This is a genomic window from Sediminibacterium sp. C3, from assembly GCF_000508085.1.
In the GTDB taxonomy this organism is placed as follows: Bacteria; Bacteroidota; Bacteroidia; order Chitinophagales; family Chitinophagaceae; genus Sediminibacterium.
The window spans coordinates 1,854,594-1,876,107 of the sequence record NZ_KI669560.1; the positions used below are offsets into that span (position 1 = coordinate 1,854,594).

Here is a 21,514-nt window from a genome sequence, read left to right on the forward strand (position 1 = left end):
CTAATAAACAGCCGGTAATAATTATTTATTGACTGATTACGCTCAATAAATTTTTAATTTTATTTGCTTTATGCGTAAGATCCTGGTAGTCTTTATGCATAACCGTTACATGTCCCATTTTTCTGCCAGGTTTTGTATGAGTTTTACCGTATAAGTGCACGAAAGCGTTTTCAATTTTTAACACTTCTTCCAGCCCCTTATATACCGCATTTCCGCTATGACCTTCAGCGCCAATTATATTAATAATGGCTGCTGGTAATATGGCATCGGTATTACCCAGCGGAAATTGTAACATAATTCTCCAAAGCATATCGTATTGACTGCAGTAATTGGCTTCTATAGTATGATGTCCGCTATTATGAACTCTGGGGGCTGTTTCATTTACCCAAACTTCATCTTTTTCGTCAATAAACATTTCAACAGCGAATAATCCGGGACTATTCAGTGCTTTAACAAGTTTAATGGCAATTGCTTCAACCACCCAAAGCACTTTGTCAGGGATAATGGCAGGACTCACCTGATAATCGAGCAAATTCAAAACCGGATTGACCATCATTTCAGAAGCCGGGAACAAGGCGGTTTCCCCCTTATCGTTCATGGCTACAATCATGGCAATTTCCTTCTTAATACGAACTTTTTTCTCCAATACACTGGGCGCATCAAACGCTTTATCGGCATCGAAATGGTCGTTGATAATCTGAACACCTTTTCCATCATAGCCTCCTTCCCCAATTTTATGGACAGCGGGCAAAAAATCCATATGGTCCAACACTTCTGACTTTGAACTTGTTATTTTGAAATCAGAACTGGGTATCCCATTGGATTTATAAAATTCCTTCTGTATTATTTTATTTTTTATTGTTCTGATAGCGGAGGGATGAGGATAAACCCGAACTCCTTCTGTCTGTAATTTTTCCAACGCATCTACATTTACGGCCTCAATTTCAATGGTGATGGCATCCAAACCTTTCCCGAAACGGTATACGGTATCAAAATCGGTGATATCACCTTTGGTGAATTGATGACAAAGATGTGCCGCCGGACACTGTTCATCATTCTCCAAAACATGGGTTTCTACAGTATAATTGGCAGCTGCTTGCAATAACATGCGGCCTAATTGGCCTCCTCCCAGAATTCCAACTTTCATAAGGGTAAAGATAGTTAAATTTGCAGCTATGTTACCCGATTATCCTCATAAGCGTTTCAGTGATTTACGTGTTGCCTATAATCTGCTGATAGAAGCTTTAACCATCAGTCATTGATGGGGCTCAATTTCTGGGCTGTATTCATTAGTTTACTAAATTAGAGCAGGCCCTCTCATTTTACTGTCAACTTATTTCTTGAATTTTAATTATCATAATATCAATTTTATGAATACAATTTCTGCTATGCCTGTAAACCCTGAAGTTAAACAGGGGGATTTTTTGCCATTGCACGGTACGGATTATGTTGAATTTTATGTTGGAAACGCTAAGCAAGCCGCTCATTTTTACAAGACAGCTTTTGGATTTCAGAGTCTGGCCTACGCTGGTCCTGAAACAGGTATTAAAGACAAAGCCAGTTATGTGGTAAGACAAAACAAGTTAACTTTTGTGTTTACCACTCCTCTTCGTGCTAATAATCCGATCGCTGACCATATTTACAGGCACGGGGATGGGGTTAAGCACCTGGCTTTAATGGTAGATGATGCGACAGATGCTTGGTTTCAGACAACTAGTAGAGGAGCAGTTTCTGCTATGGATCCGGTAAAATATACTGATGAAAGCGGTGAAGCAGTAATAAGTGGAATTCATACGTATGGCGATACAGTCCATTTATTTGTTGAAAGAAAAAATTACAGTGGAGTTTTCTTGCCTGGTTACGTCGCTTGGAATTCATCTTATAATCCTTCCAGTACTGGGCTTCTGTATGTGGATCATTGTGTAGGCAATGTGGGTTGGAATCAAATGAATAAATGGGTGGCTTTTTATGAAAACGTACTTGGGTTTAAAAACATTCTGAGTTTTGACGACAATGATATTTCTACTGAGTATTCTGCTCTGATGAGCAAGGTAATGAGCAACGGAAATGGATTTGTAAAATTTCCTATTAACGAACCAGCTGAAGGAAAGAAAAAATCACAGGTTGAAGAGTATCTGGATTTTTATGACGGCGAAGGATGCCAGCACGTTGCATTGGCAACTAATGATATTGTAGCTACCGTTACTGAATTGCAGAATAGAGGCATTGAGTTCCTGAAAGTGCCTGCTTCCTATTATGATGAACTACAAGATAGAGTAGGTGAAATTGATGAAGACATCGCTCCGTTAAAAGAACTGGGAATTCTGGTTGATAGGGACGAAGAAGGTTATTTGTTACAGATTTTTAGTAAACCAGTTGAAGACAGACCAACCCTGTTCTTTGAAATAATTCAGCGCAAAGGTGCCAAGAGTTTTGGAAAAGGAAATTTCAAGGCATTGTTTGAAGCCTTGGAAAGAGAACAGGATTTAAGAGGAAATTTATAAGTTCCATCTACAGCAGCCGGATGATAAAACAACAATCCGGAAAGTTAATGATGGGGCGTTAATCATTTGAAGAGGAGCTTTTTAGGCTCCTCTTTTTATTTTATTCTGTAGTTATATTGTTTAAGCAGCTTTATATTGTTCAACGGCCAATGCAATGGCTTTACAGGATGAATAAATTTCCCTGTTTAAATTGAACAGGGTTGAAATGTCTTTTTCTCTAAGACTATTCTGACCTGCATGAAAGTAATAATGCTCTATTCTGTCATTGAATCCTTTTCTGATTTGCTCTGTTAATTCATCCAGTTTCAATGCAGTGTTATTGCCGGATTCATTCATTAAGAATTGGTGTAGTTCTGTATAAAAAATATTCAGTGATGCCTGTAACTCATGAAACATCTCATATTTGACTTCATTGGTAGAATTGCTAAAATCGGTTTTGTCAGCGTTTATGTCTTTCATGCTTTTGCAGGAATACATGGCATTTCTTAAAGACTCCAGGAGCTGGTTAATAGATTTCATTTCTTCTGTTTCTCTTAACTGAGGAATTGTTTTGGCATAATATGCCAATATCTCACCTTCTGTTTCTTTAAGTATCTGATAAGATTCCAATAGCGGTAGTTCTGTTTGAAAGTTTTGAATCCAGGCTGGTTTTAAATGAAAGCTTCCCAGATTAAATGCTATCGCTTTGTTCAGATATGATTCAACTTCTTTTTTAATCATATCTGTTACAGTGGATGGAATTTCAATACTTGCATTTTGAAGGAAACTAGTGTAAGATTTTTTAAGCTCTTTAAACTGCTTGTCCAGAAAATCACCATATGGATTCAGAAAAAAGTAGATGACAATTACCCCTACAATATTGATGAATGTCTGAAAGGCAACTAATATGAGAATGGGGTCTTTGACTCCCATTTTGGCAATCAAGGCAATGATGGGCTGTATAAAAATAAAGCCCCCTGCCGAAGTAAATAGATTGAATAAACTGTTTCCTAGGGCCACTCTCTTTTTTGCAGCATTGCCACCAATGGCACCCAGAATAAGTTTTACCGTGGTTCCGAGTTCTGCACCAAGTACAACAGTAATAGCAGTTTCAATAGGGATAATATTAGAGTATAATGCGGTAAGCACTACAACTACAGTAGCAGAACTTGTTTGCACCACAGCCGTAATGGCAAATCCAATTAATAAAAAGAGGATACCGGGATAAGCAAGGTATGGCGTAAAATCAAATGCTTTCATTAATGAATCCATGCTCTCTTTCATGAATTGCAATCCTAAAAACAGCATACCAATGCCCATAAAAAAGAGGGCAATCCTTTTCAGGTTTTTTTTCTTGCTGAAAATAATCAAACTAATTCCCGAAAGTCCAATCAATGGGAAAGTAATGCTATTCAGCTCAACCTTAAAGCCCAGTAATGCAACCAGCCAGCTATTGAAAGTGCCTCCAATATTGGCCCCCAGCACAACTGCCATTGCGTTTCGCATGGTAAGAATACCAGCACCTACCAGTGACAGCACCATCAGGTTTACAATTGAACTACTTTGCAGCAAAGCAGTTACAAGAGTTCCACTAAATATGGCCCTGAGTTTCTGTTTGGTATTTTTTTGCAGGAATAGCTTAAATGAACGGCCTTCCATTTGCTTGAGTGCCTCTTCCAAATGAGACATCCCGTAAAGAAAAAGGCCAAGTCCCGCTACCAGCATCCAAAATTCACTACTACTCATTTTATCTTATTTATTGCGCATCAGTTTAGGCCCGTACCAGAGCCAGAAACCCGTTATGGTAAATACAATCAGGGCCAATCCCATAATTAAGGTATAGAACAGTTTAAAATAGCCATCCCATCCTAAATAATAGTCGATAATAGAACCGTCGTGTATTTTTTCTATATAATCTGCTCTTCTTTTTTCTATAAATAAAAGATGGCCTGTTTTTCCATCCAGCTGAAGCCCGGTAAAATGATCTTTAAAAGTAAATTTTACCATTCCCTTGTCTTTTCTAATGTCAATCCGGTCAACTTCTGTAGAAAGGGTGGGGGAAACAGAATCTCTTAAATAGTTACAGGCGTTTTTATGTAAACTATCCAGGCTAATCCATTCGGCTAAATTATCGGACTGACCCTTGTAGGTCTCGGCCATAATGAGTCCCCCGCTGTTTTTTTTCCATCCCAGTAAAATGCCGCTAAGACCTACAATAAAGAAAAAGGCAAATAGCAAAATACCTGTAATGCGGTGTATTTTTCTGAAATCCCTCAGCGTTTTAGCTTGTGCCTGTCTTTTTAATTTCATATTCAAAATTTAAACGATCCGGTTCTCCATAATAAGGCATTACCAATTCTCTGATTTTCTTGGCTCCCAGTTTTTCAATGGCTTTTTGAGAACGATAATTCTCGGCACCAATAAAAAAGTGAACGCTGTTGACCAATTGAAAGGCATAGTGAATCATTAATTCTTTTACGGCTTTGTTAAATGATTTACCCCAATATTTTCGGGCAAAAAATGTGTAGCCGATTTCAACGTAACTGGCATCTGCATCGTAATTGTAAAATCTGCTGCTTCCAATCGCTTCTCCGGTTTGTGTATCTCTGATAATAAATGCTCCTTTTGACTGAATGGCCCCTTCAAAAAAATTAAGAAATACATTTCTTTGGTATCGGTTTTTATTGGGATGTTGTTCCCATATCAATGGGTCAGATGCTACTGAATATAGCTCTTCAAAATCAGCTTCCTTTAATGGAATCAAACAAACTTTTTCATTTTTTAAATCAGTGGGTTGCCAGTTCATTGCTATTCAATTGATATATGGAGTTCTTACCTGCTGTTTTGTTTGAAATTATGGATATTAATAACGCGAAAGGTAAAAAACCGATGCCAAATAGTTCAGCAGCCAAAATTGCAGCAGTTATCGGCGACTTTGCTGCAGCTCCAAATACAGCTACCATGCCCATTCCGGCAAGGTATGCTGGAGAAAGCGGTATATAAATACTTAGTGCACTTCCTAATGTGGCCCCTATAAAAAATAGCGGAGTAACTTCTCCTCCCTTAAATCCGGATTGTATGGTGATAACGGTTAATGCTATTTTCAGAATGAATATTTGCATAGGTGCCGCTTCATTGAAACTATTGATGATAGATGGGATTCCCAGACCAGCCAGACTGTAATATGGGCTAAATAAAAGGAAACAGGAAACAATGGTTCCTCCCAGTACTACCCGTGTGTATTTATTGGTCAGACATTTTTGATTGAAGCTGGCTGTTCTTTTCATCAGGTATTTAAATAACCAGGCGGATAGTCCGAAAATAATTCCAGCCAGGATGTTCCATAACAAAGGATTAGGAGGAGTCTTGAAAGTCAATGGTATTGAATAAAGCGTATGTTCTATGCCCAGACTTCTGGTAGTCCAGTCTGCAAGGAATGAACAAATAATAACAGGCGCTAACGCAGATATTTTTTTTGGCAGGAATGATTCCCATTCAAAGGCAAATATGATTCCGGCAACGGGCGTTCCAAATACAGCACCAAAACCAGCTGCTACTGCGGATCTTAAAAAAATGCTTTCTTCTTCAGGTGAAAGATTAAACCAATGGAAGAGAGGAGAGGACAGTGAAGCAGATAGCTGCAATGCTGTGCCTTCTCTCCCTGCAGAGCCCCCCATCAAATGGGTGATCAATGTACCCATTAATACCAGCGGGGCCATCAATAGTGAAATGGGTTTTCCGCTTTGTTTTTTTATTCTGGCTAATATCCATTTGTTTCCGCTTTCGGCATTTCTGCATAAAAGATTGTAGGAGCAAACGCAGATTAAACCACCCAAAGGTAAAAGGCAGATTATCCATGGGTTCCCGGTTCTAAAATTGGTAACAATATCCAGGGTGTATAAAAAAAAAGCGGATGATAAACCCGCTAGTAAGGACACTACAAGTATAAGTGTGCTGTATTTTATTAAATACCTGATATTAATCATTTTTTAAAAAGGGTGCTGTTGCTAACTTTAATCTATAAAATTACAACAATATGGAAAAACACGATTTGCACCATGAATTCCCTGAATTTGATGCTAAAATCTCTGAATTAAAAGTAGCAGATGCGCATTTTAAAAAATTATCGGATCAGTACGATGAAGTAAATCATTCAATACATAGAATTGAATCTGGAGTAGAAAATCATGCTGATGAAGTATTGACTGAGTTAAGAAAAAAAAGACTTCATTTGAAGGATGATATATATGCTTTGTTAAGTAAATAAAACATTCAATTTCAAGTTTAACTGATTAGGATAAGGGTAGTGCTACAATAAAAGTGCTACCCTTTCCTTCTTTGCTTTTTACACAGATTTTGCCATCGTGTGCTTCTACAATCTTCTTACAGATATTTAATCCCAGACCGTAAGATTTTTCACCTTCCGTTCCTTTTCGTTTCCCGGATTTTGATATGTTGAATATCTCGGGAAGCAGTTTTTCCGGTATCCCAATGCCTTCATCTTTTATTTCTATGATGGCCTGATTGTCTTTTATCTGTAAGGAAAGTTTGATGCTAGTATCCCTTTTACTGAATTTAACGGAGTTGGTTACCAGATTAAAAACCACTCTTTTCATTTTTTCTGGATTCATAGGTACGCTGATATCCTTGTCTAAATACTGAACCGTTAATTGTTGATTTTTTTCTTTGACTTTGATATCTAATATGGCTGCGCAATCATTTATAAACTCATTGAGTAAAGTAGGTTCCTTTTCTATATTACTGCTCGAAATATCTGCAGTCGCCATGATTTCTGAGATAAGCGTCAGCGAGCTATTACAAGCAGATTTTATCATTTCCAGGTATTCTTTCTTCTGCTCTTCGTTTTCCTCCGTCATAATGATTTCAACCATGGTAGGGATGGAGGCAACCGGTGTTCTTAAGTCATGAGCTACCAGTTTCAGAATGCTGTCTTTTTCACCCAGTGTTTTTTGCAACGCCCCCATGGCAATTTCCAGTTGTTCGTTCTGAGAATGAACGGTCTCATTCAATTCTTTTAATTTTTTTACGTGCCTTTTTGATAAAATCCAGTTCCTGGCCAATACAATACTGAGTAATATGATGAAGGCTAATACAGCCAATGACATTAATAAATAAGCGCGGGAAATTTCATTTTCCTTTCTGGCAATCTGCAGCTGATTTTCCTGTTCCAGCAGTTCAAGCTGTTTATTTATATCAACTTCGTAAATTTTTTTAGTCAGCTTTTCCTCTTCTTCAAATAAGTGCTGGTATTTTGATAAATGATAGTAGGCCTTGTTGGGGTCGTCTGTCAATTCATAATATTTCCAGGAAAGTTTATGCCATTTAATTTCTCCCTTTTGATTGGGCGTTTTGTTCAGGGAGAGTCTGATTTCTTTCAGGGCATTTTCCAAATCAGTTATTCTTTCTGTTTCCTGATACAGTTCAGCCAGTTTTAAATAACTATGCTGTGCATCCATGGTTTCCCCGCCTTTTTTAAAATTTATCTGAATACTTTTTTTATAAAGGCTTTCGGCTTCTTTCAGGTTCCCTTTTTTACGAAAAACGTCTCCCATATTTCCGTATAATACCCCTTTTGCCATTTCATCATAAAACTGAGTAGATGTATCCTGCTGTTGGTGGTTACTAATGAAATTCAGTGCTTTATTATAGTAGAAGCTTGCGCTGTCATAATTCCCCAGCATATAAAAGCTAAGGGCAATATTATTCATCAACTCCTGTTTTCTGTAATAACTGGCATATTCTTTTCCTTCATCGCACAGTTCAGCATCTTCAAGACTTCTTCTAAAACTGTAGGCTGCTTCTTTGAACTTTTTCTGTTTGTAAAGAATCATTCCTAGCCGATAATTGTATTCCTTCTGAGAGCAGAAGTCGGTTTGTGTAGATTTGAACTGCCTTGCTTTGTAATAAAAAGTATAGGCTTCATTAAATAAATTGCTGGCATATAAAGCATCTCCCTTTGTATAATAGGCCATAGCAAACGCATTAGGATATTGATCAGGAGAAAGCTTATTCAATAATAATAAGACCGAATCCGCATATAAGATGGCAGAATCGCCTTTTTGCAGATAATAACAATAATAGGATGATTTATAACGATAGTAATGACCTTTCTGCTCGTCTGATAATTGCATTTTTCGAACAAGAGAGTCAATAAAAAGGCTTTCTTCCCTTTTATCTGTCACTTGTTGTTTGCTGATTAAACTGATATTAGAGTCTATAAAGCTCCCTTTTGTACTCCAGTCATTGTGGGTATCGGGCTGTTTACATCCCCAGATGATAAGCACAACCAATAATGCTGTAATGAAAGAGTTCATTTTCATTGGTAACCTGATTTTCATTTTGGCTGAGGGGTATACAATATTAAAAAAATTAATTCAAGAATTGGTGCCTGGAAAAATGATTATTGTCATAAAAGCATGGGTAGCAAAGTCCTGTTGAGTCAGTGGGAAAATAAAAAAGGCTCCACTCGGAGCCTTTTTTGTAAGAAACAGATCATATCTGCAGATTCAATTAGTAACGGTACATATCAGACTTGAAAGGACCATTTTTGCTGATACCTAAGTAAGCAGCCTGCTCGTCTGTTAACTCATCTAATTGCGCACCTACTTTTGCAAGGTGTAAACGGGCAACTTTCTCATCCAGGTGCTTAGGAAGAACGTACACTTTGTTCTCGTAGTTTTTGTGGTTCTGCCACAATTCAATCTGAGCCAAAGTCTGGTTACAGAAGGAGTTACTCATTACAAATGAAGGGTGACCCGTTGCACAACCAAGGTTCACCAAACGACCTTCAGCCAATACAATCACGTCTTTGCCTTCAATATTATACAAATCTACCTGAGGCTTAATGGTATCTTTTGTATGACCATAGTTTGCATTTAGCCAGGCCATATCAATTTCAATATCGAAGTGTCCGATATTACATACGATTGCTTTGTCCTTCATCAGGCGGAAATGCTTTTCAGTGATTAAGTCTCTGCAACCAGAAGCAGTTACAATGATATCAGCTTCAGTAACAGCAGCAGCCATTGGCTTCACTTCAAATCCATCCATAGCAGCCTGTAAAGCACAGATAGGATCAATTTCAGTTACAATAACACGGCAACCAGCACCACGCAATGAAAGCGCAGAACCTTTACCTACGTCACCATAACCACCAACAACGGCCACTTTACCAGCCATCATTACATCAGTAGCACGACGGATTGCGTCCACTAAAGACTCCTGACAACCGTATTTGTTATCAAATTTAGATTTGGTTACAGAATCGTTTACGTTGATAGCAGGAATAGGTAAAGTGCCTTTTGCCATACGCTCGTATAAACGGTGAACCCCTGTAGTGGTTTCTTCAGAAAGCCCCTTGATATTGGCAATCAATTCAGGGTACTTGTCAAATACCATATTGGTTAAGTCGCCACCATCATCCAGAATCATATTCAATGGACGATCGGCACCGCCGAAGAACAAAGTTTGTTCAATACACCAATCAGCTTCTTCCTGGGTTTGGCCTTTCCAGGCAAAAACACCAATACCTGCAGCAGCAATGGCAGCAGCAGCCTGATCTTGTGTAGAGAAGATATTACAAGAGCTCCATTTTACTTCGGCACCCAATGCCACTAAAGTTTCAATTAGTACGGCAGTCTGGATAGTCATGTGAAGACATCCGGCAATTCTTGCTCCTTTTAAAGGCTGAGAAGCACCGTATTCTGCGCGTAAAGACATAAGTCCTGGCATTTCGGCTTCTGCTAAACGGATTTCCTTGCGACCCCAATCAGCTAGGCTGATATCAGCCACTTTGTATGGAAGGCTGAAGTCAATGGTAGATGTTAATGTAGACATAATAGAATTTTATTGGTTGCAAAGCTAATTTTAAAGAATAAAAGCGCATAATTATTTGTAAGAATAGAATAAATATCTATTTAATAGCTAATTTGCAGTATATAATAGCAGAATAACATGCCTAAAGTCCTTAAAAAAGCCGAATCCACTGTTTCTTTTTCACTGGACGCCAAAGACCTGGCGATTCTTAAGTTGTTACAGCACAATGCAAGGGCAACGGTAAAAGAAATAGCCGATCAGGTTCACCTGAGTACCACCCCGGTTCATGAGCGTATTAAAAGAATGGAAGAAGCCGGGGTAATTAAGCAGTATGCAACATTGGTGGATCATACGAAAGTGAAGAAGGGATTGATGGTTATTTGTTATGTTTCTTTAAAACAACACGATAAGATAGCCGGGGGGAAATTCATCAAACGCATACAGGAAATGCATGAAGTAATTGAGTGTTACAATATTTCAGGGGAGTTTGATTTTATGCTGAAAGTGGTTGCAGAAAGTATGGATGACTATTATCATTTTCACGTTAACAAATTGTCCCAGGCAGAAAATATTGGTCATGTACAATCGGTTTTTGTAATGGGCGTAATTAAACAAACCCATGTATTGGTACATTGATTGGTTATTTTTGTAAAAACGAATTAATATTGGATTCTCTATTTCATTTCAATCATAGTTATCAATCGCTAGGAGAGGCATTTTTTAAAAAAGTGTTGCCCACGCCTGTGGGGGCTCCGGCCTTGCTTTTATTTAATCATTCGCTTGCCCTTGAGCTTGGAATAAATCAGGAACTAAATCAATCGGTACTTGCAGCCATTTTAAGTGGGAATCAATTAGCTGCTGGTTCAACACCCATTGCACAGGCTTATGCCGGCCATCAGTTTGGTTATTTTACCATGCTGGGCGATGGGAGGGCGATACTGTTGGGAGAGCATATCAGTCCTGACGGTAAAAGATGGGATATACAGCTAAAAGGAGCAGGGCCAACACCCTATTCCAGGAGAGGAGACGGCAGGGCAACTTTACGTGCTATGTTAAGGGAATACCTGATTAGCGAAGCCATGCATGGTCTGGGTATTCCCAGTTCCAGAAGTCTTGCTGTGGTAACTACCGGAGAAAAAGTTTTTAGGGAAGAAATACAAGCCGGTGCCGTTTTAACGCGTATCATGAAAAGCCATATCCGAGTAGGCACTTTTGAATATGCGCGACAGTTTTTGAAAACAGAAGACCTGGAGAAACTAACCCTGTATACTTTGGAGAGACATTATCCTGATGTGAAGGTTGAACAGAATGCAGCCCTGACTTTACTGGAACAGGTGCTGCATCAACAAGCCCGTTTGATTGCCAACTGGATGCGTGTAGGTTTTATTCATGGGGTAATGAATACCGACAATATGTCGATTGCAGGGGAGACTTTTGATTACGGACCCTGTGCGTTTCTGAACAGTTATGATCCCACCAAAGCCTTTAGCTCCATAGATACCAATGGTCGTTATGCTTTTGGTAACCAACCAAATATTGCGCACTGGAACCTGAGTTGTCTGGCCAACGCATTGCTTCCTATTATTCATTCCGATACTGATACAGCAGTGAAAATGGCTACAGAAGTGTTGAATCAGTTTCCTTCTTTGTACACACAATTGTATACAGCCACCATGGCTGCAAAAATCGGGTTTGATGAAAAGAGTATTTCCAACGAAGTAATTGATTTGCTGAAAGAACTTATGCAATGGATGCAGAAGGAACAGGCAGATTATACCAATACCTTTTTAACCATTCAAGGCACACTGTTGCCATCAGGAACTTACAATGGCAATAGCTTTGAATCATGGATGGAGAAGCGCAATTCTCTTTTATCCGTTGCAGGAATAAATGTAGATAAGGCTAAGCTAATGATGCATCAGCAGAATCCGTTACTCATCCCAAGAAACCACAGGGTAGAAGAAGCGCTGGATGCAGTGGTAGCAAACAACGACTTGCGGCCATTTAATCAACTCTTGCAGGCGGTTCAGCATCCTTATGATCCCGCGGCCGATTATAGTGCATTTCAGGAGCCACCTGTTAATGGGGATGGTTTTTATGCCACTTACTGTGGTACGTAAACAATATTTATGTGAGCGAAATTCCCATAACATAATCGTCCATTACAAAACCATGGTCTAATTCAAAAACTTTTTCGCTTTGAATGGTTAGTCCCTGGCTTTTGTAAAAAGCAATGGCTGTATTCTGTTTGTTTACCTGAAGGATTAATTCTTTCCCGCCCTTTTGCTTAGCATATGCTTTTACTGCATTCAGCAAAGCTTTGCCTGTTCCTGTTTTGTGTGCACTGGGCAGTACGTATAATTTATTGAGTTTAAATACACCATTGTTTTCATCTGAAACGGAAGCAAAACCCATGACTGCATTTTCTTTCTCTTCTGATTCAGATAAAAAAAACTGATGTCCCTTACTCATTTGCTGCACCAGGGATTCTGTGCTGTACATCATGTCTAACATATACCGGATTTGTTCTTCCGATATAATGCTTCCATAAGTAGAAGGCCAGGTTTGGTATGCTATTTCCTGAATAACAGGGATATCGTCTAATGTGGCTATTCTGATCATGCCAATGATTTCAGACTTTCTTCAATGGTTTTCATTCTGGCTTCTGCATCTGCCTGTTTTTTTCTTTCCAGTGCAATGATTTCAGGCTTCGCATTCTGAACAAATTTCTCGTTGCTTAATTTTTTCATTACAGATGCAAGGAAGTTTTGCTCATATGCAAGGTCTTTCAGCAAACGCTCTTTAATAGCATCTGTATCCAGTTGCTGGGCGGCTTCAATGAAGAACTTATCCTGCTCAATATTAATTACAATGGTATTGGGGATGGCTTCTGCCGTATAGGTAATTTTATTGGCATTCACCTGTTTCATTAATATTTGCTCTATTGCCTGATAGCCTTTGATATCCCCAGCCATAATGTGCAAGGCTACTGGATCTTTAGGCTTTAACTGATTTTTGTTTCTGGCGTCTCTTAATTTAGTGATAACCTCCTTTAATAGTGCGCCCGAAGCCAGAACAGTTTCATCCGCTTTTGCTGCTTTTTGTTGCAACTTAACAGTCAGGTCTTCTGTTTGTGGTTTTGACAGATGGAAGATTTCCTCTGTAATAAAAGGCATGAACGGATGCAACAATTCCATTAATCTTTCAAAAAAAGCAATCGTCTTATCATAAACGAGCGGAGATACCGGTTGTTCAAAACCTGGTTTGGCCCACTCCAGATACCAGCTGCAGAAATCGTCCCAGATTAAGGAGTAAATGGTTTTAAGTGCTTCACTCAATTTAAACTGAGTCATCAATTCTTCTACTTCCGAACTTGCCTGATTCAATCTGTTCTCAAACCAGTTGATGGCAAATGCAGCATCAGCAGTATCTGTTGTTGCTGCTGAATCCAGTCTGCCTTCCCACATTTTAATGAGCTTCAGGGCATTCCATAACTTATTATTGAAATTGCGACCTTGCTCCAGAGAACTCTCATCAAATAAAATATCGTTACCTGCTGGAGAAGCAATCAGGATACCAAATCTTACTGCATCAGCGCCATACTGATCAATCAGGGCCAACAGGTCGGGTGAGTTGCCAAGACTCTTGCTCATCTTTCTACCCAGCTTATCCCTTACAATCCCTGTAAAGTATACGTCTTTAAAAGGTTTCAGTCCTTTGTATTCATAGCCAGCTATGATCATTCGGGCCACCCAGAAAAAGATAATTTCCGGAGCCGTTACCAAGGTGCTGGTTGGATAGTAATAATTAACTTCTTTATTATTCGGATCGCTTAAGCCCTTGAATACTTCAAAAGGCCATAACCAACTGCTGAACCAGGTGTCCAGACAGTCATCGTCCTGGTGAATATCCGAAAGGGTTAAAGCAGTATTACCCGTGTTTTGTTTCAGCTGCTCCAACGCTTCTTCCGCTGTTTTCGCTACAGCAAAAGAGCCGTCTTTTGTATACCATGCGGGTATTCTATGTCCCCACCAAAGCTGTCTGCTGATACACCAGTCCTTTACATTTTCCATCCAGTGTCTGTAAAGGTTTTTAAACTTGGCAGGATGAAAATGTATTTCATCGTCCATAACAGCGCTTAAAGCAGGTGCAGACAATTCTTTCATGCTAACCCACCACTGTAAACTTAAACGAGGTTCTACTACTACATCCGTTCTTTCACTAAAGCCTACCTGATTGGTGTATTCTTCAATTTTTTCAATATGTCCGGCCGCTTCCAAGTCTTCCACAATTTTCTTGCGCACAGCAAAACGATCCATGCCCACATAGAGTTGGGCGGCTTCACTCATGGTACCATCGTCGTTCATGGTATCAATAATTTCCAGCTGGTATTTCTGACCCAACTGGTAATCGTTCATATCATGGGCTGGCGTCACTTTTAAGGCACCGGTTCCAAAATCCAGTGCCACATATTCATCAGGAATGATTTTGATTTTTCTGTTGATTAATGGTACAAATGCATACTGACCATGCAGTGATTTGTATCTTTCATCTGCAGGGTTTACGCAGATGGCAGCATCTCCCAAAATTGTTTCTGGTCTTACAGTTGCAATGGTAATAAAGCCTCCGTTTTCCAGTTTGTATTTTACGTGGTACAATTTACTTTGTACCTCTTTGTAAATCACTTCTTCGTCGCTTAATGCAGTCTTTGCTTTTACATCCCAGTTAATCATCCGCTTCCCTCTGTAGATATATCCTTTCTGATACAGGTCTACGAATACCTGTATAACAGATGCGTAGTAGTCCGGGTCCATGGTAAAACTGGTTCTGTCCCAGTCGAGGCTGCATCCCATTTTGCGTAATTGCTGTAGAATAATCCCTCCGTATTTCTCCTTCCATTCCCAGGCATAGTCTAAAAATTCGGATCTGCTTAGAGATGATTTGGCAATCCCTTTTTCTCTGAGCATGCCCACTACTTTGGCTTCTGTAGCAATGGAAGCATGGTCGGTTCCCGGAACCCAGCAGGCGTTTTTCCCCTGCATACGGGCCCTTCTCACTAAAATATCCTGAATGGTATTGTTTAAGCAATGGCCCATATGTAAAACCCCGGTTACATTGGGAGGGGGAATCACAACAGTATAAGGCTCTCTTTCGTCGGGTTTACTTGAAAAATATTGACGGTCAATCCAGTGTTGGTACCACTTTGCCTCAATTTCGGTAGGAATGTAATTCTTGCTCAGCTCCATAAAATCAATTGGCTGCAAATTTAAGGAAACTGAAGGAGCTGTCAGTATTTCTCTATTTGGGTTATTACCAGGTAGAAATGATCTCTGTTTTGTCGGTAAACTGATTGGAAAGGGAGGGGGACCCAAAAACATCCTCCATTTCCGGAATGCAATCTTTGGGATTGATCTTTGCACTGGTGCAAAGTTGTCCTACTTTTTGTCTGGCTTGTTTTCCTATTATTTTTACAGTCTGCTCAGGAGAGTGACAGGCGCTGAATCCCATGATAATTCCCACACAGCCAATGAGCAATGACTGGGGAATCTTTAGTAAAGCAGCATTTGGTTTCATATTATCAATTAAACGGGTTGATTGATGATTTGTTACAATCAAGAGCCGAATTTTTATCATTAGTTGTAATTTTTATCAGAATATTACAAATCTTATCTTGCAGCCATGCGATTTGCGGTAGTAGATATTGAAACGACAGGTGGATTTCCCAGTCAGCATGGAATCACAGAAATAGCAATAGTATTACATAATGGTACTGAGATAGAGGGAGTTTATGAAACATTGGTGAATCCTCACCAGCCCATTCCTCCTTTTGTTGTTGGCATGACCGGCATCACCAATGCCATGGTAGAAGCAGCTCCCTCTTTTCACGAAGTGGCTCCGCAGATTTATAATCTGTTGAAAAACAGGGTATTTGTGGCGCATAATGTAAATTTTGATTTCAGCTTTGTTAAACACCATTTACAGGAAGCCGGTTTCGATTTGGGAACGCCAAAGCTTTGCACCATCCGGTTGAGCAGAAAGGTATTTCCGGGATTCCCCAAATACGGTCTGGGGCATTTGTGCAGACAATTGAATATAGAAATTGAAAATCGGCATAGGGCAGGAGGCGACGCAAAAGCTACTGCCAAAATTCTGGACATGGTGCTTCAGAACAACGGAGAACGCCTGGTAAAGGAAATGTTGCAAAAAGAAAACCGGGAACAGTTGATGCCCCCCAATTTACCTGGTCATTTCCTGCACGATCTTCCACAGGAGCCCGGGGTATATTATTTTCATAACAAGCAGGATAAAGTGGTGTATGTTGGCAAGGCCAAGAATATTAAAAAAAGGGTTTGGAGTCATTTTACCGGTTTAGACCTCAGTAAAAAAAGACAGGATTTTTTAAGAGAGATTTATGCGGTCCGTTACGCGGTTTGTCCAACCGAATTCATTGCCAGTTTACTGGAAAGCATTGAAATCAAAAGATTGTGGCCGGCATTCAATAAAAGCCAGAAAAGGTTTGAACAGTTATGGGGCATTTATTTGTTTGAAGACAGCCGGGGTTATCTGCGTTTGGCCATAGATAAAAAACATAAAAACACACAACCCCTGCAGGCTTTTTCACTGTTGGCCGATGCACATCGGGAACTCTGGAAATGGGTCAGGGAATTTGAATTGCATCCCGCACTTTGTTTCCTTGATAAAACCATTCCCAATGAATGGCCCGATGTTCAGTTGCACAATCAACAGGTGGAGAAAGTAATTGCCTGGATTGCCGAAGAAAAAGAATCCTATATCATCAAAGAAAAAAACACCGCCATATTGGTAGAGAAGGGAAGGTTTGTGGGGATGGGAACCATTGATCATATTGAAGTGGCCGAACCGCTGGAACCCGCTTATGCTGCAGCCATCAAGGAAGCAGTAACACCTTATGCGGAAAATGAAGTGATTAAATCAATGCTCAGGAAATATCTGGAAAGATATCCTCATCGTGTGGTACGTATAGTGGAATAATCTACATTCGCCTCCCTAAAATTGAAAACTGATTATGTCTTTTGCTCCCATTATTTCCGCAAAATTGAATTTGCGTGTTACACAGGTTGAAACGGTACTGGAACTATTGGCTGAGAGTGCTACCATTCCCTTTATTGCCCGATACAGAAAAGATAGTACAGGTAATCTGGATGAAGTTCAGATTCAGCAAATACAGGATGAACAGAAAGTTTTGCAGGCTTTTACCGAACGTAAGGAATTTATTGAAAAGACCATTACAGAGCAGGGTAAGATGACGGAAGCCATTCAGGCTAAAATCAATGCAGCTACAACCATTGTAGAACTGGAAGATATTTATCTGCCGTTTAAAGTGAAGCGAAAGACCAAAGCAGTGGTGGCCAGGGAAAATGGATTGGAACCGCTGGCATTATTGTTACTGGCTCAGGGAAATGAAGACCCTGAACAGGAAGCCGCTAAATATTTTAATGAAAAAATCACCACGGTAGATGAAGCTTTACAGGGAGCCAGAGATATTATTGCAGAGAATGTAAATGAGCAGGCAGACGTACGAGCCAAGTTGAGAAAATTGTTTGAGGATACTGCTGTACTGCAGAGTAAGGTATTGGCCGATAAAGAAACCGAAGCCATCAAATACAAGGATTATTTTGACTTTTCCGAACCCATATACAAAGTTCCTTCACATAGAATTTTGGCGATTCTGCGTGGGTTCTTAGAGGGCTTCCTGAGAATCAGTATTGCTCCCTCCGAAGAAGAAGCCATTGAAATGATTGAAGATTTTTATCTGAACGGACAAAGTCCTGCTGTGGTTCATATTAAGAAAGCTATTAAGGATGCTTACAGAAGATTATTGCAGCCCAGCCTGGAAAGCGAATACCGCTCTGCCTTAAAACAGAAAGCAGATGAAGAAGCCATCAATGTGTTTGCAGAAAATTTACGACAACTATTATTAAGTGCACCGCTCGGAAGTAAAAGAGTGCTGGCCATTGACCCGGGATACAGAACAGGCTGTAAAGTAGTTTGTCTGGATGAGTCAGGAGAATTGCTGACAACAGACCTTATCTATGTGCACGAAGCGGGTAAGCTTTATGACAGTGAATATAAAATCAAACAATTGGTTAAGCAGTTTGAGGTTCAGGTAATTGCCATAGGAGATGGTACTGCAGGCAGAGAAACAGAACAGTTTATTAAAAAAATGAACTTAGGACTTCCTGTGTTTTTAGTAAATGAAGACGGTGCATCTGTTTATTCTGCTTCTGAAATTGCCAGAGAAGAATTCCCAGATTATGATATCACCGTAAGAGGATCAGTAAGCATTGGCAGAAGATTGATGGATCCATTGGCTGAACTGGTTAAAATTGATCCGAAAAGTATTGGAGTAGGACAGTATCAGCATGATGTAAATCAGTTCAGATTGAAGGAGAAACTCGATCAGACAGTAGTCAGCTGTGTTAATACGGTTGGGGTAAACCTGAATACAGCCAGCAAGCAATTGCTTAGCTATGTGAGTGGTATTAATGAATCGGTGGCGGATAATATTATCAAGCACAGGAAAACGATTGGCGCATTTAATTCCAGAGAAGAATTATTAAAAGTACCTAGACTGGGGGCTAAAGCTTTTGAACAATGCGCGGGCTTTTTAAGAATTCTTAAAGCCAAGCATCCCTTAGACGCAAGTGCTGTGCATCCAGAAGCATACCCGATCGTAGAGAAAATGGCGGCCGACCTGGGCACCAATGTAGAAGCCCTGATTGGCAATGAATCACTATTGAAGAATATAGATCCTAAAAAATATGTAACTGAACAAGTTGGACAGCTTGCATTGAATGATATTATTAAAGAATTGCAAAAGCCAGGGCTGGATCCACGTTCCGAACTGGAGCAGTTTGAGTTTGCCAATATTTATACAATTGAAGAAGTTACGGTGGGTCTGGTATTGCCGGGTGTTGTGACGAATTTAACCCGTTTCGGGGCATTTATTGATATAGGGGTGAAGCAGGATGGATTGGTGCATGTAAGTGAAATTGCCCATCGATATATATCAGATCCTAGTGAAGCATTGAAGTTAGGTCAGAAAGTAAATGTAAAAGTGCTGGAAGTAGATATTGCACGCAAGCGGATTGCACTCTCTATCAAACAAACAGAAGCCGCACCAGCAGCGGGTGTAGGAGGTAGAAAGGACATGGCGCAGCATAAGCGTTCTAATCAACCTGTAAAGAAAGAAGAAGACCTGAGTAATATGAATGTTACAGACGCATTACAGGCTTTAAAAAAGAAGTTTGGCAAATAATGTAACTTAGGAGAAAATGTAAAGCAATGAAATATTGGTTATTTGCAGTTATTGCCTCTGCCTTCTTTATGGAAGCTGCTGCGCAGAAAACAATTCGACCCTATATAACAGCATATGGGGATGTTTTCGAAGTAAATGCTCCCAAAGAAGTAGTAAACAAAAAAAATAAATATAAAATACTGATTGATATTGTGAGTCCCGCAGCCAATGCCAAAGAAATCAGTGAACATTTTGAAAACATAGCCAGAATTGCCAACCTGCATGTTGCGGCAGGGGTAAAGCCCGAGAACCTCTCTGTAATGGCGGTAGTTCATGGGTCGGCTGTCTCTTTCATTTTAAATAATGAAACCTATAAGCAGAAGTTTGGTGTAGACAATCCCAATCAACCCCTGTTTACTGCATTAAAAGCAGCTGGAATTCCTTTGTATGTATGCGGGCAGACTTTGTTCAAAAGAAAAGTAGACGCAGCAACGCTGGCACCTGAATTTGAAATTGTGCAATCTGCTGTTACCACTATTACTACTTATGCACCTCAGGGATATACGGTGCTAAAATATTAAATATGAAGGCTTCTAATGCAACTCAAACTGTTTTAAATAATCTGGGAATTGCCGGGTTCAATGAAATGCAAAATGCAACCAGATCTGCTTTTGAAACAGCTGATGGTGTATTGTTGCTTTCTCCAACCGGGTCAGGGAAGACCCTGGCTTTTTTGTTCCCTATTTTACAACAATTGAATCCGAAGGGTAATAAAGTGCAGGCATTAGTGTTAACACCTTCCAGGGAACTGGCCATTCAAATTGAACAGGTCTGGAAAAAAATGCAGACCGGCTTTAAAGTGATTTGTGCTTATGGTGGTCATGATATGCCTGGTGAAATTAATAGTTTAAAGGAAGCACCTGCGCTGTTAGTAGGAACTCCCGGAAGAATTGCCGACCACCTGAAACGAAAGTCATTTGATCCAACAGCCATCAGGCATTTTGTTTTTGATGAGTTTGATAAATCCCTGGCACTCGGATTTGAGGAAGACATAGAGTACATTACCAATCAAGTCAGAACGGCTGCACTTAGGGTATTTGTATCTGCAACAGCCTCTATTGTTATTCCTGAATTCGCTGCTCCTAAAAACCTGTCTGTTCTTAATTTTCTGAAGCAGGAAGAAGCCGTTCCGTCTGTTGAAATGTTTACAGTATGGTCCGATGATAAAGACAAAGTGAAGACGCTGTTTCAATTGCTTTGTTCCATAGGTACAGAACAGGTGTTGGTCTTCTGTAATCATCGGGAATCCGTTGAAAGAACCAGTGGCCTCTTAAAAGAAATGGGTATTGAAACGGGGATTTTTCATGGAGGCATGGAGCAGATGCAGCGTGAACAGGCGCTGATTAAATTCCGCAACGGAACTACCCAGTTTTTAATAACAACAGATTTGGCAGCCAGAGGCCTGGATATCCCCGATATTGAACATATCGTTCATTATCATCTGCCATCCACATTTGCAGAGTTTACCCATCGAAATGGCAGAACTGCCCGTATGAATAAAACGGGAAATATTTATATCATCCTGCATGAATCAGATACCATCCCCAACTATCTGGGAGAAGCACCGCCTGCTTTTACGTTACCGGAAAAACAGAAACTACCTAAGCCTTCAGGGTGGGGAACGGTTTATATTAATGCCGGGAAAAAAGAAAAAGTCAATAAGGTTGATATTGTTGGTTTCTTTCTGCAGAAGGGAAAATTACAGAAAGAAGAGCTGGGATTGATTGTTGTAAAAGACCATAACTCCTTTATTGCTATCAGAAAAAAAGTAATACCAGGCTTGTTGAAAGCGGTTCGTGACGAAAAGCTGAAAGGGAAAAAATTCCTGATTATGGAAGCCAGATAAGGATATACCTTC

At 39.8% G+C, this 21,514-nt stretch carries 18 protein-coding genes; 8 read left to right on the forward strand and 10 right to left on the reverse strand.

From position 1 onward, the window contains the following. Positions 1 to 25: 25 nt before the first annotated feature. A complete protein-coding gene (locus tag F777_RS0108640) occupies positions 26 to 1,147 on the reverse strand; it encodes a 5-(carboxyamino)imidazole ribonucleotide synthase (RefSeq protein WP_026751690.1) in 1,122 nt (373 codons plus the stop codon). Between the two features lie 223 nt (positions 1,148 to 1,370). Here F777_RS0108640 and hppD point away from each other — a divergent pair, with 223 nt between their 5' ends. Next, the gene (gene hppD, locus F777_RS0108650) at positions 1,371 to 2,504 is read left to right on the forward strand and encodes a 4-hydroxyphenylpyruvate dioxygenase (RefSeq protein ID WP_051408524.1); all 1,134 of its coding nucleotides are present in this window, start codon (positions 1,371 to 1,373) and stop codon (positions 2,502 to 2,504) included. A 120-nt stretch (positions 2,505 to 2,624) separates the two neighbouring features. Here hppD and F777_RS0108655 read toward each other — a convergent pair whose 3' ends face one another. The 4 genes from F777_RS0108655 to F777_RS0108670 are packed head-to-tail and all read right to left on the reverse strand — an operon-like array spanning position 2,625 to position 6,469. Then, positions 2,625 to 4,229 carry a Na/Pi cotransporter family protein gene (locus tag F777_RS0108655; protein WP_081720492.1) on the reverse strand — a complete coding sequence of 535 codons (1,605 nt, stop codon included), beginning with the start codon at positions 4,227 to 4,229 and terminating at the stop codon, positions 2,625 to 2,627. A gap of 6 nt (positions 4,230 to 4,235) precedes the next feature. After that, the gene (locus tag F777_RS0108660) at positions 4,236 to 4,793 is read right to left on the reverse strand and encodes a PepSY-associated TM helix domain-containing protein (RefSeq protein ID WP_037369282.1); all 558 of its coding nucleotides are present in this window, start codon (positions 4,791 to 4,793) and stop codon (positions 4,236 to 4,238) included. Next, positions 4,765 to 5,289, reverse strand: coding sequence for a GNAT family N-acetyltransferase (locus F777_RS0108665; RefSeq protein WP_026751694.1), 525 nt, complete (start codon positions 5,287 to 5,289; stop codon positions 4,765 to 4,767). Before F777_RS0108665 ends, F777_RS0108660 begins: the two co-directional genes overlap by 29 nt. Further along, entirely contained in the window at positions 5,270 to 6,469 is a 1,200-nt protein-coding gene (locus F777_RS0108670) for a chloride channel protein (protein WP_026751695.1), read from the reverse strand. The genes F777_RS0108665 and F777_RS0108670 overlap by 20 nt, the downstream gene beginning before the upstream one ends. A 50-nt stretch (positions 6,470 to 6,519) precedes the next feature. Between F777_RS0108670 and F777_RS0108675 the strand changes: the two genes are divergently transcribed. Beyond that, positions 6,520 to 6,750: a YdcH family protein gene (locus F777_RS0108675; RefSeq protein ID WP_026751696.1), complete on the forward strand. Its 231-nt coding sequence runs from the start codon at positions 6,520 to 6,522 to the stop codon at positions 6,748 to 6,750. 25 nt (positions 6,751 to 6,775) lie between these two features. On the opposite strand, the gene F777_RS0108680 is transcribed toward F777_RS0108675, so the two are convergent. After that, on the reverse strand, positions 6,776 to 8,824 hold the full coding sequence (locus F777_RS0108680; protein WP_161631502.1) for a tetratricopeptide repeat-containing sensor histidine kinase: 2,049 nt from the start codon (positions 8,822 to 8,824) through the stop codon (positions 6,776 to 6,778). A gap of 190 nt (positions 8,825 to 9,014) precedes the next feature. Beyond that, entirely contained in the window at positions 9,015 to 10,340 is a 1,326-nt protein-coding gene (gene ahcY, locus F777_RS0108690) for an adenosylhomocysteinase (protein ID WP_026751698.1), read from the reverse strand. 117 nt (positions 10,341 to 10,457) lie between these two features. On the opposite strand from ahcY, the gene F777_RS0108695 reads away from it, so the two are divergent. Next, positions 10,458 to 10,955 (forward strand): Lrp/AsnC family transcriptional regulator, encoded by a 498-nt coding sequence (locus F777_RS0108695; RefSeq protein ID WP_026751699.1) that lies wholly within the window; start codon positions 10,458 to 10,460, stop codon positions 10,953 to 10,955. A gap of 29 nt (positions 10,956 to 10,984) precedes the next feature. Continuing rightward, complete coding sequence (locus F777_RS0108700) at positions 10,985 to 12,439, forward strand: protein adenylyltransferase SelO (RefSeq protein WP_081720541.1); 1,455 nt, start codon at positions 10,985 to 10,987, stop codon at positions 12,437 to 12,439. A gap of 7 nt (positions 12,440 to 12,446) precedes the next feature. On the opposite strand, the gene F777_RS0108705 is transcribed toward F777_RS0108700, so the two are convergent. The 3 genes from F777_RS0108705 to F777_RS0108715 form a co-directional block, all read right to left on the reverse strand. Beyond that, positions 12,447 to 12,941, reverse strand: a complete 495-nt coding sequence (locus F777_RS0108705; RefSeq protein ID WP_026751701.1) for a GNAT family N-acetyltransferase — start codon at positions 12,939 to 12,941, stop codon at positions 12,447 to 12,449. After that, entirely contained in the window at positions 12,938 to 15,565 is a 2,628-nt protein-coding gene (locus tag F777_RS0108710) for a valine--tRNA ligase (RefSeq protein ID WP_026751702.1), read from the reverse strand. The genes F777_RS0108705 and F777_RS0108710 overlap by 4 nt, the downstream gene beginning before the upstream one ends. 64 nt (positions 15,566 to 15,629) lie before the next feature. After that, positions 15,630 to 15,893 carry a hypothetical protein gene (locus F777_RS0108715; protein ID WP_152530896.1) on the reverse strand — a complete coding sequence of 88 codons (264 nt, stop codon included), beginning with the start codon at positions 15,891 to 15,893 and terminating at the stop codon, positions 15,630 to 15,632. A 105-nt stretch (positions 15,894 to 15,998) separates the two neighbouring features. Between F777_RS0108715 and F777_RS0108720 the strand changes: the two genes are divergently transcribed. From F777_RS0108720 to F777_RS0108735, 4 genes are read left to right on the forward strand one after another with little or no spacing between them, the layout of a single operon-like run. Next, the gene (locus tag F777_RS0108720; protein ID WP_026751704.1) at positions 15,999 to 17,330 is read left to right on the forward strand and encodes an exonuclease domain-containing protein; all 1,332 of its coding nucleotides are present in this window, start codon (positions 15,999 to 16,001) and stop codon (positions 17,328 to 17,330) included. A 34-nt stretch (positions 17,331 to 17,364) separates the two neighbouring features. Continuing rightward, positions 17,365 to 19,617: a Tex family protein gene (locus F777_RS0108725; RefSeq protein WP_037369288.1), complete on the forward strand. Its 2,253-nt coding sequence runs from the start codon at positions 17,365 to 17,367 to the stop codon at positions 19,615 to 19,617. Between the two features lie 26 nt (positions 19,618 to 19,643). Continuing rightward, on the forward strand, positions 19,644 to 20,177 hold the full coding sequence (locus F777_RS0108730) for a DsrE family protein (RefSeq protein WP_051408525.1): 534 nt from the start codon (positions 19,644 to 19,646) through the stop codon (positions 20,175 to 20,177). 2 nt (positions 20,178 to 20,179) lie between these two features. Then, positions 20,180 to 21,502 (forward strand): DEAD/DEAH box helicase, encoded by a 1,323-nt coding sequence (locus F777_RS0108735; RefSeq protein ID WP_026751707.1) that lies wholly within the window; start codon positions 20,180 to 20,182, stop codon positions 21,500 to 21,502. Positions 21,503 to 21,514 lie beyond the last annotated feature (12 nt).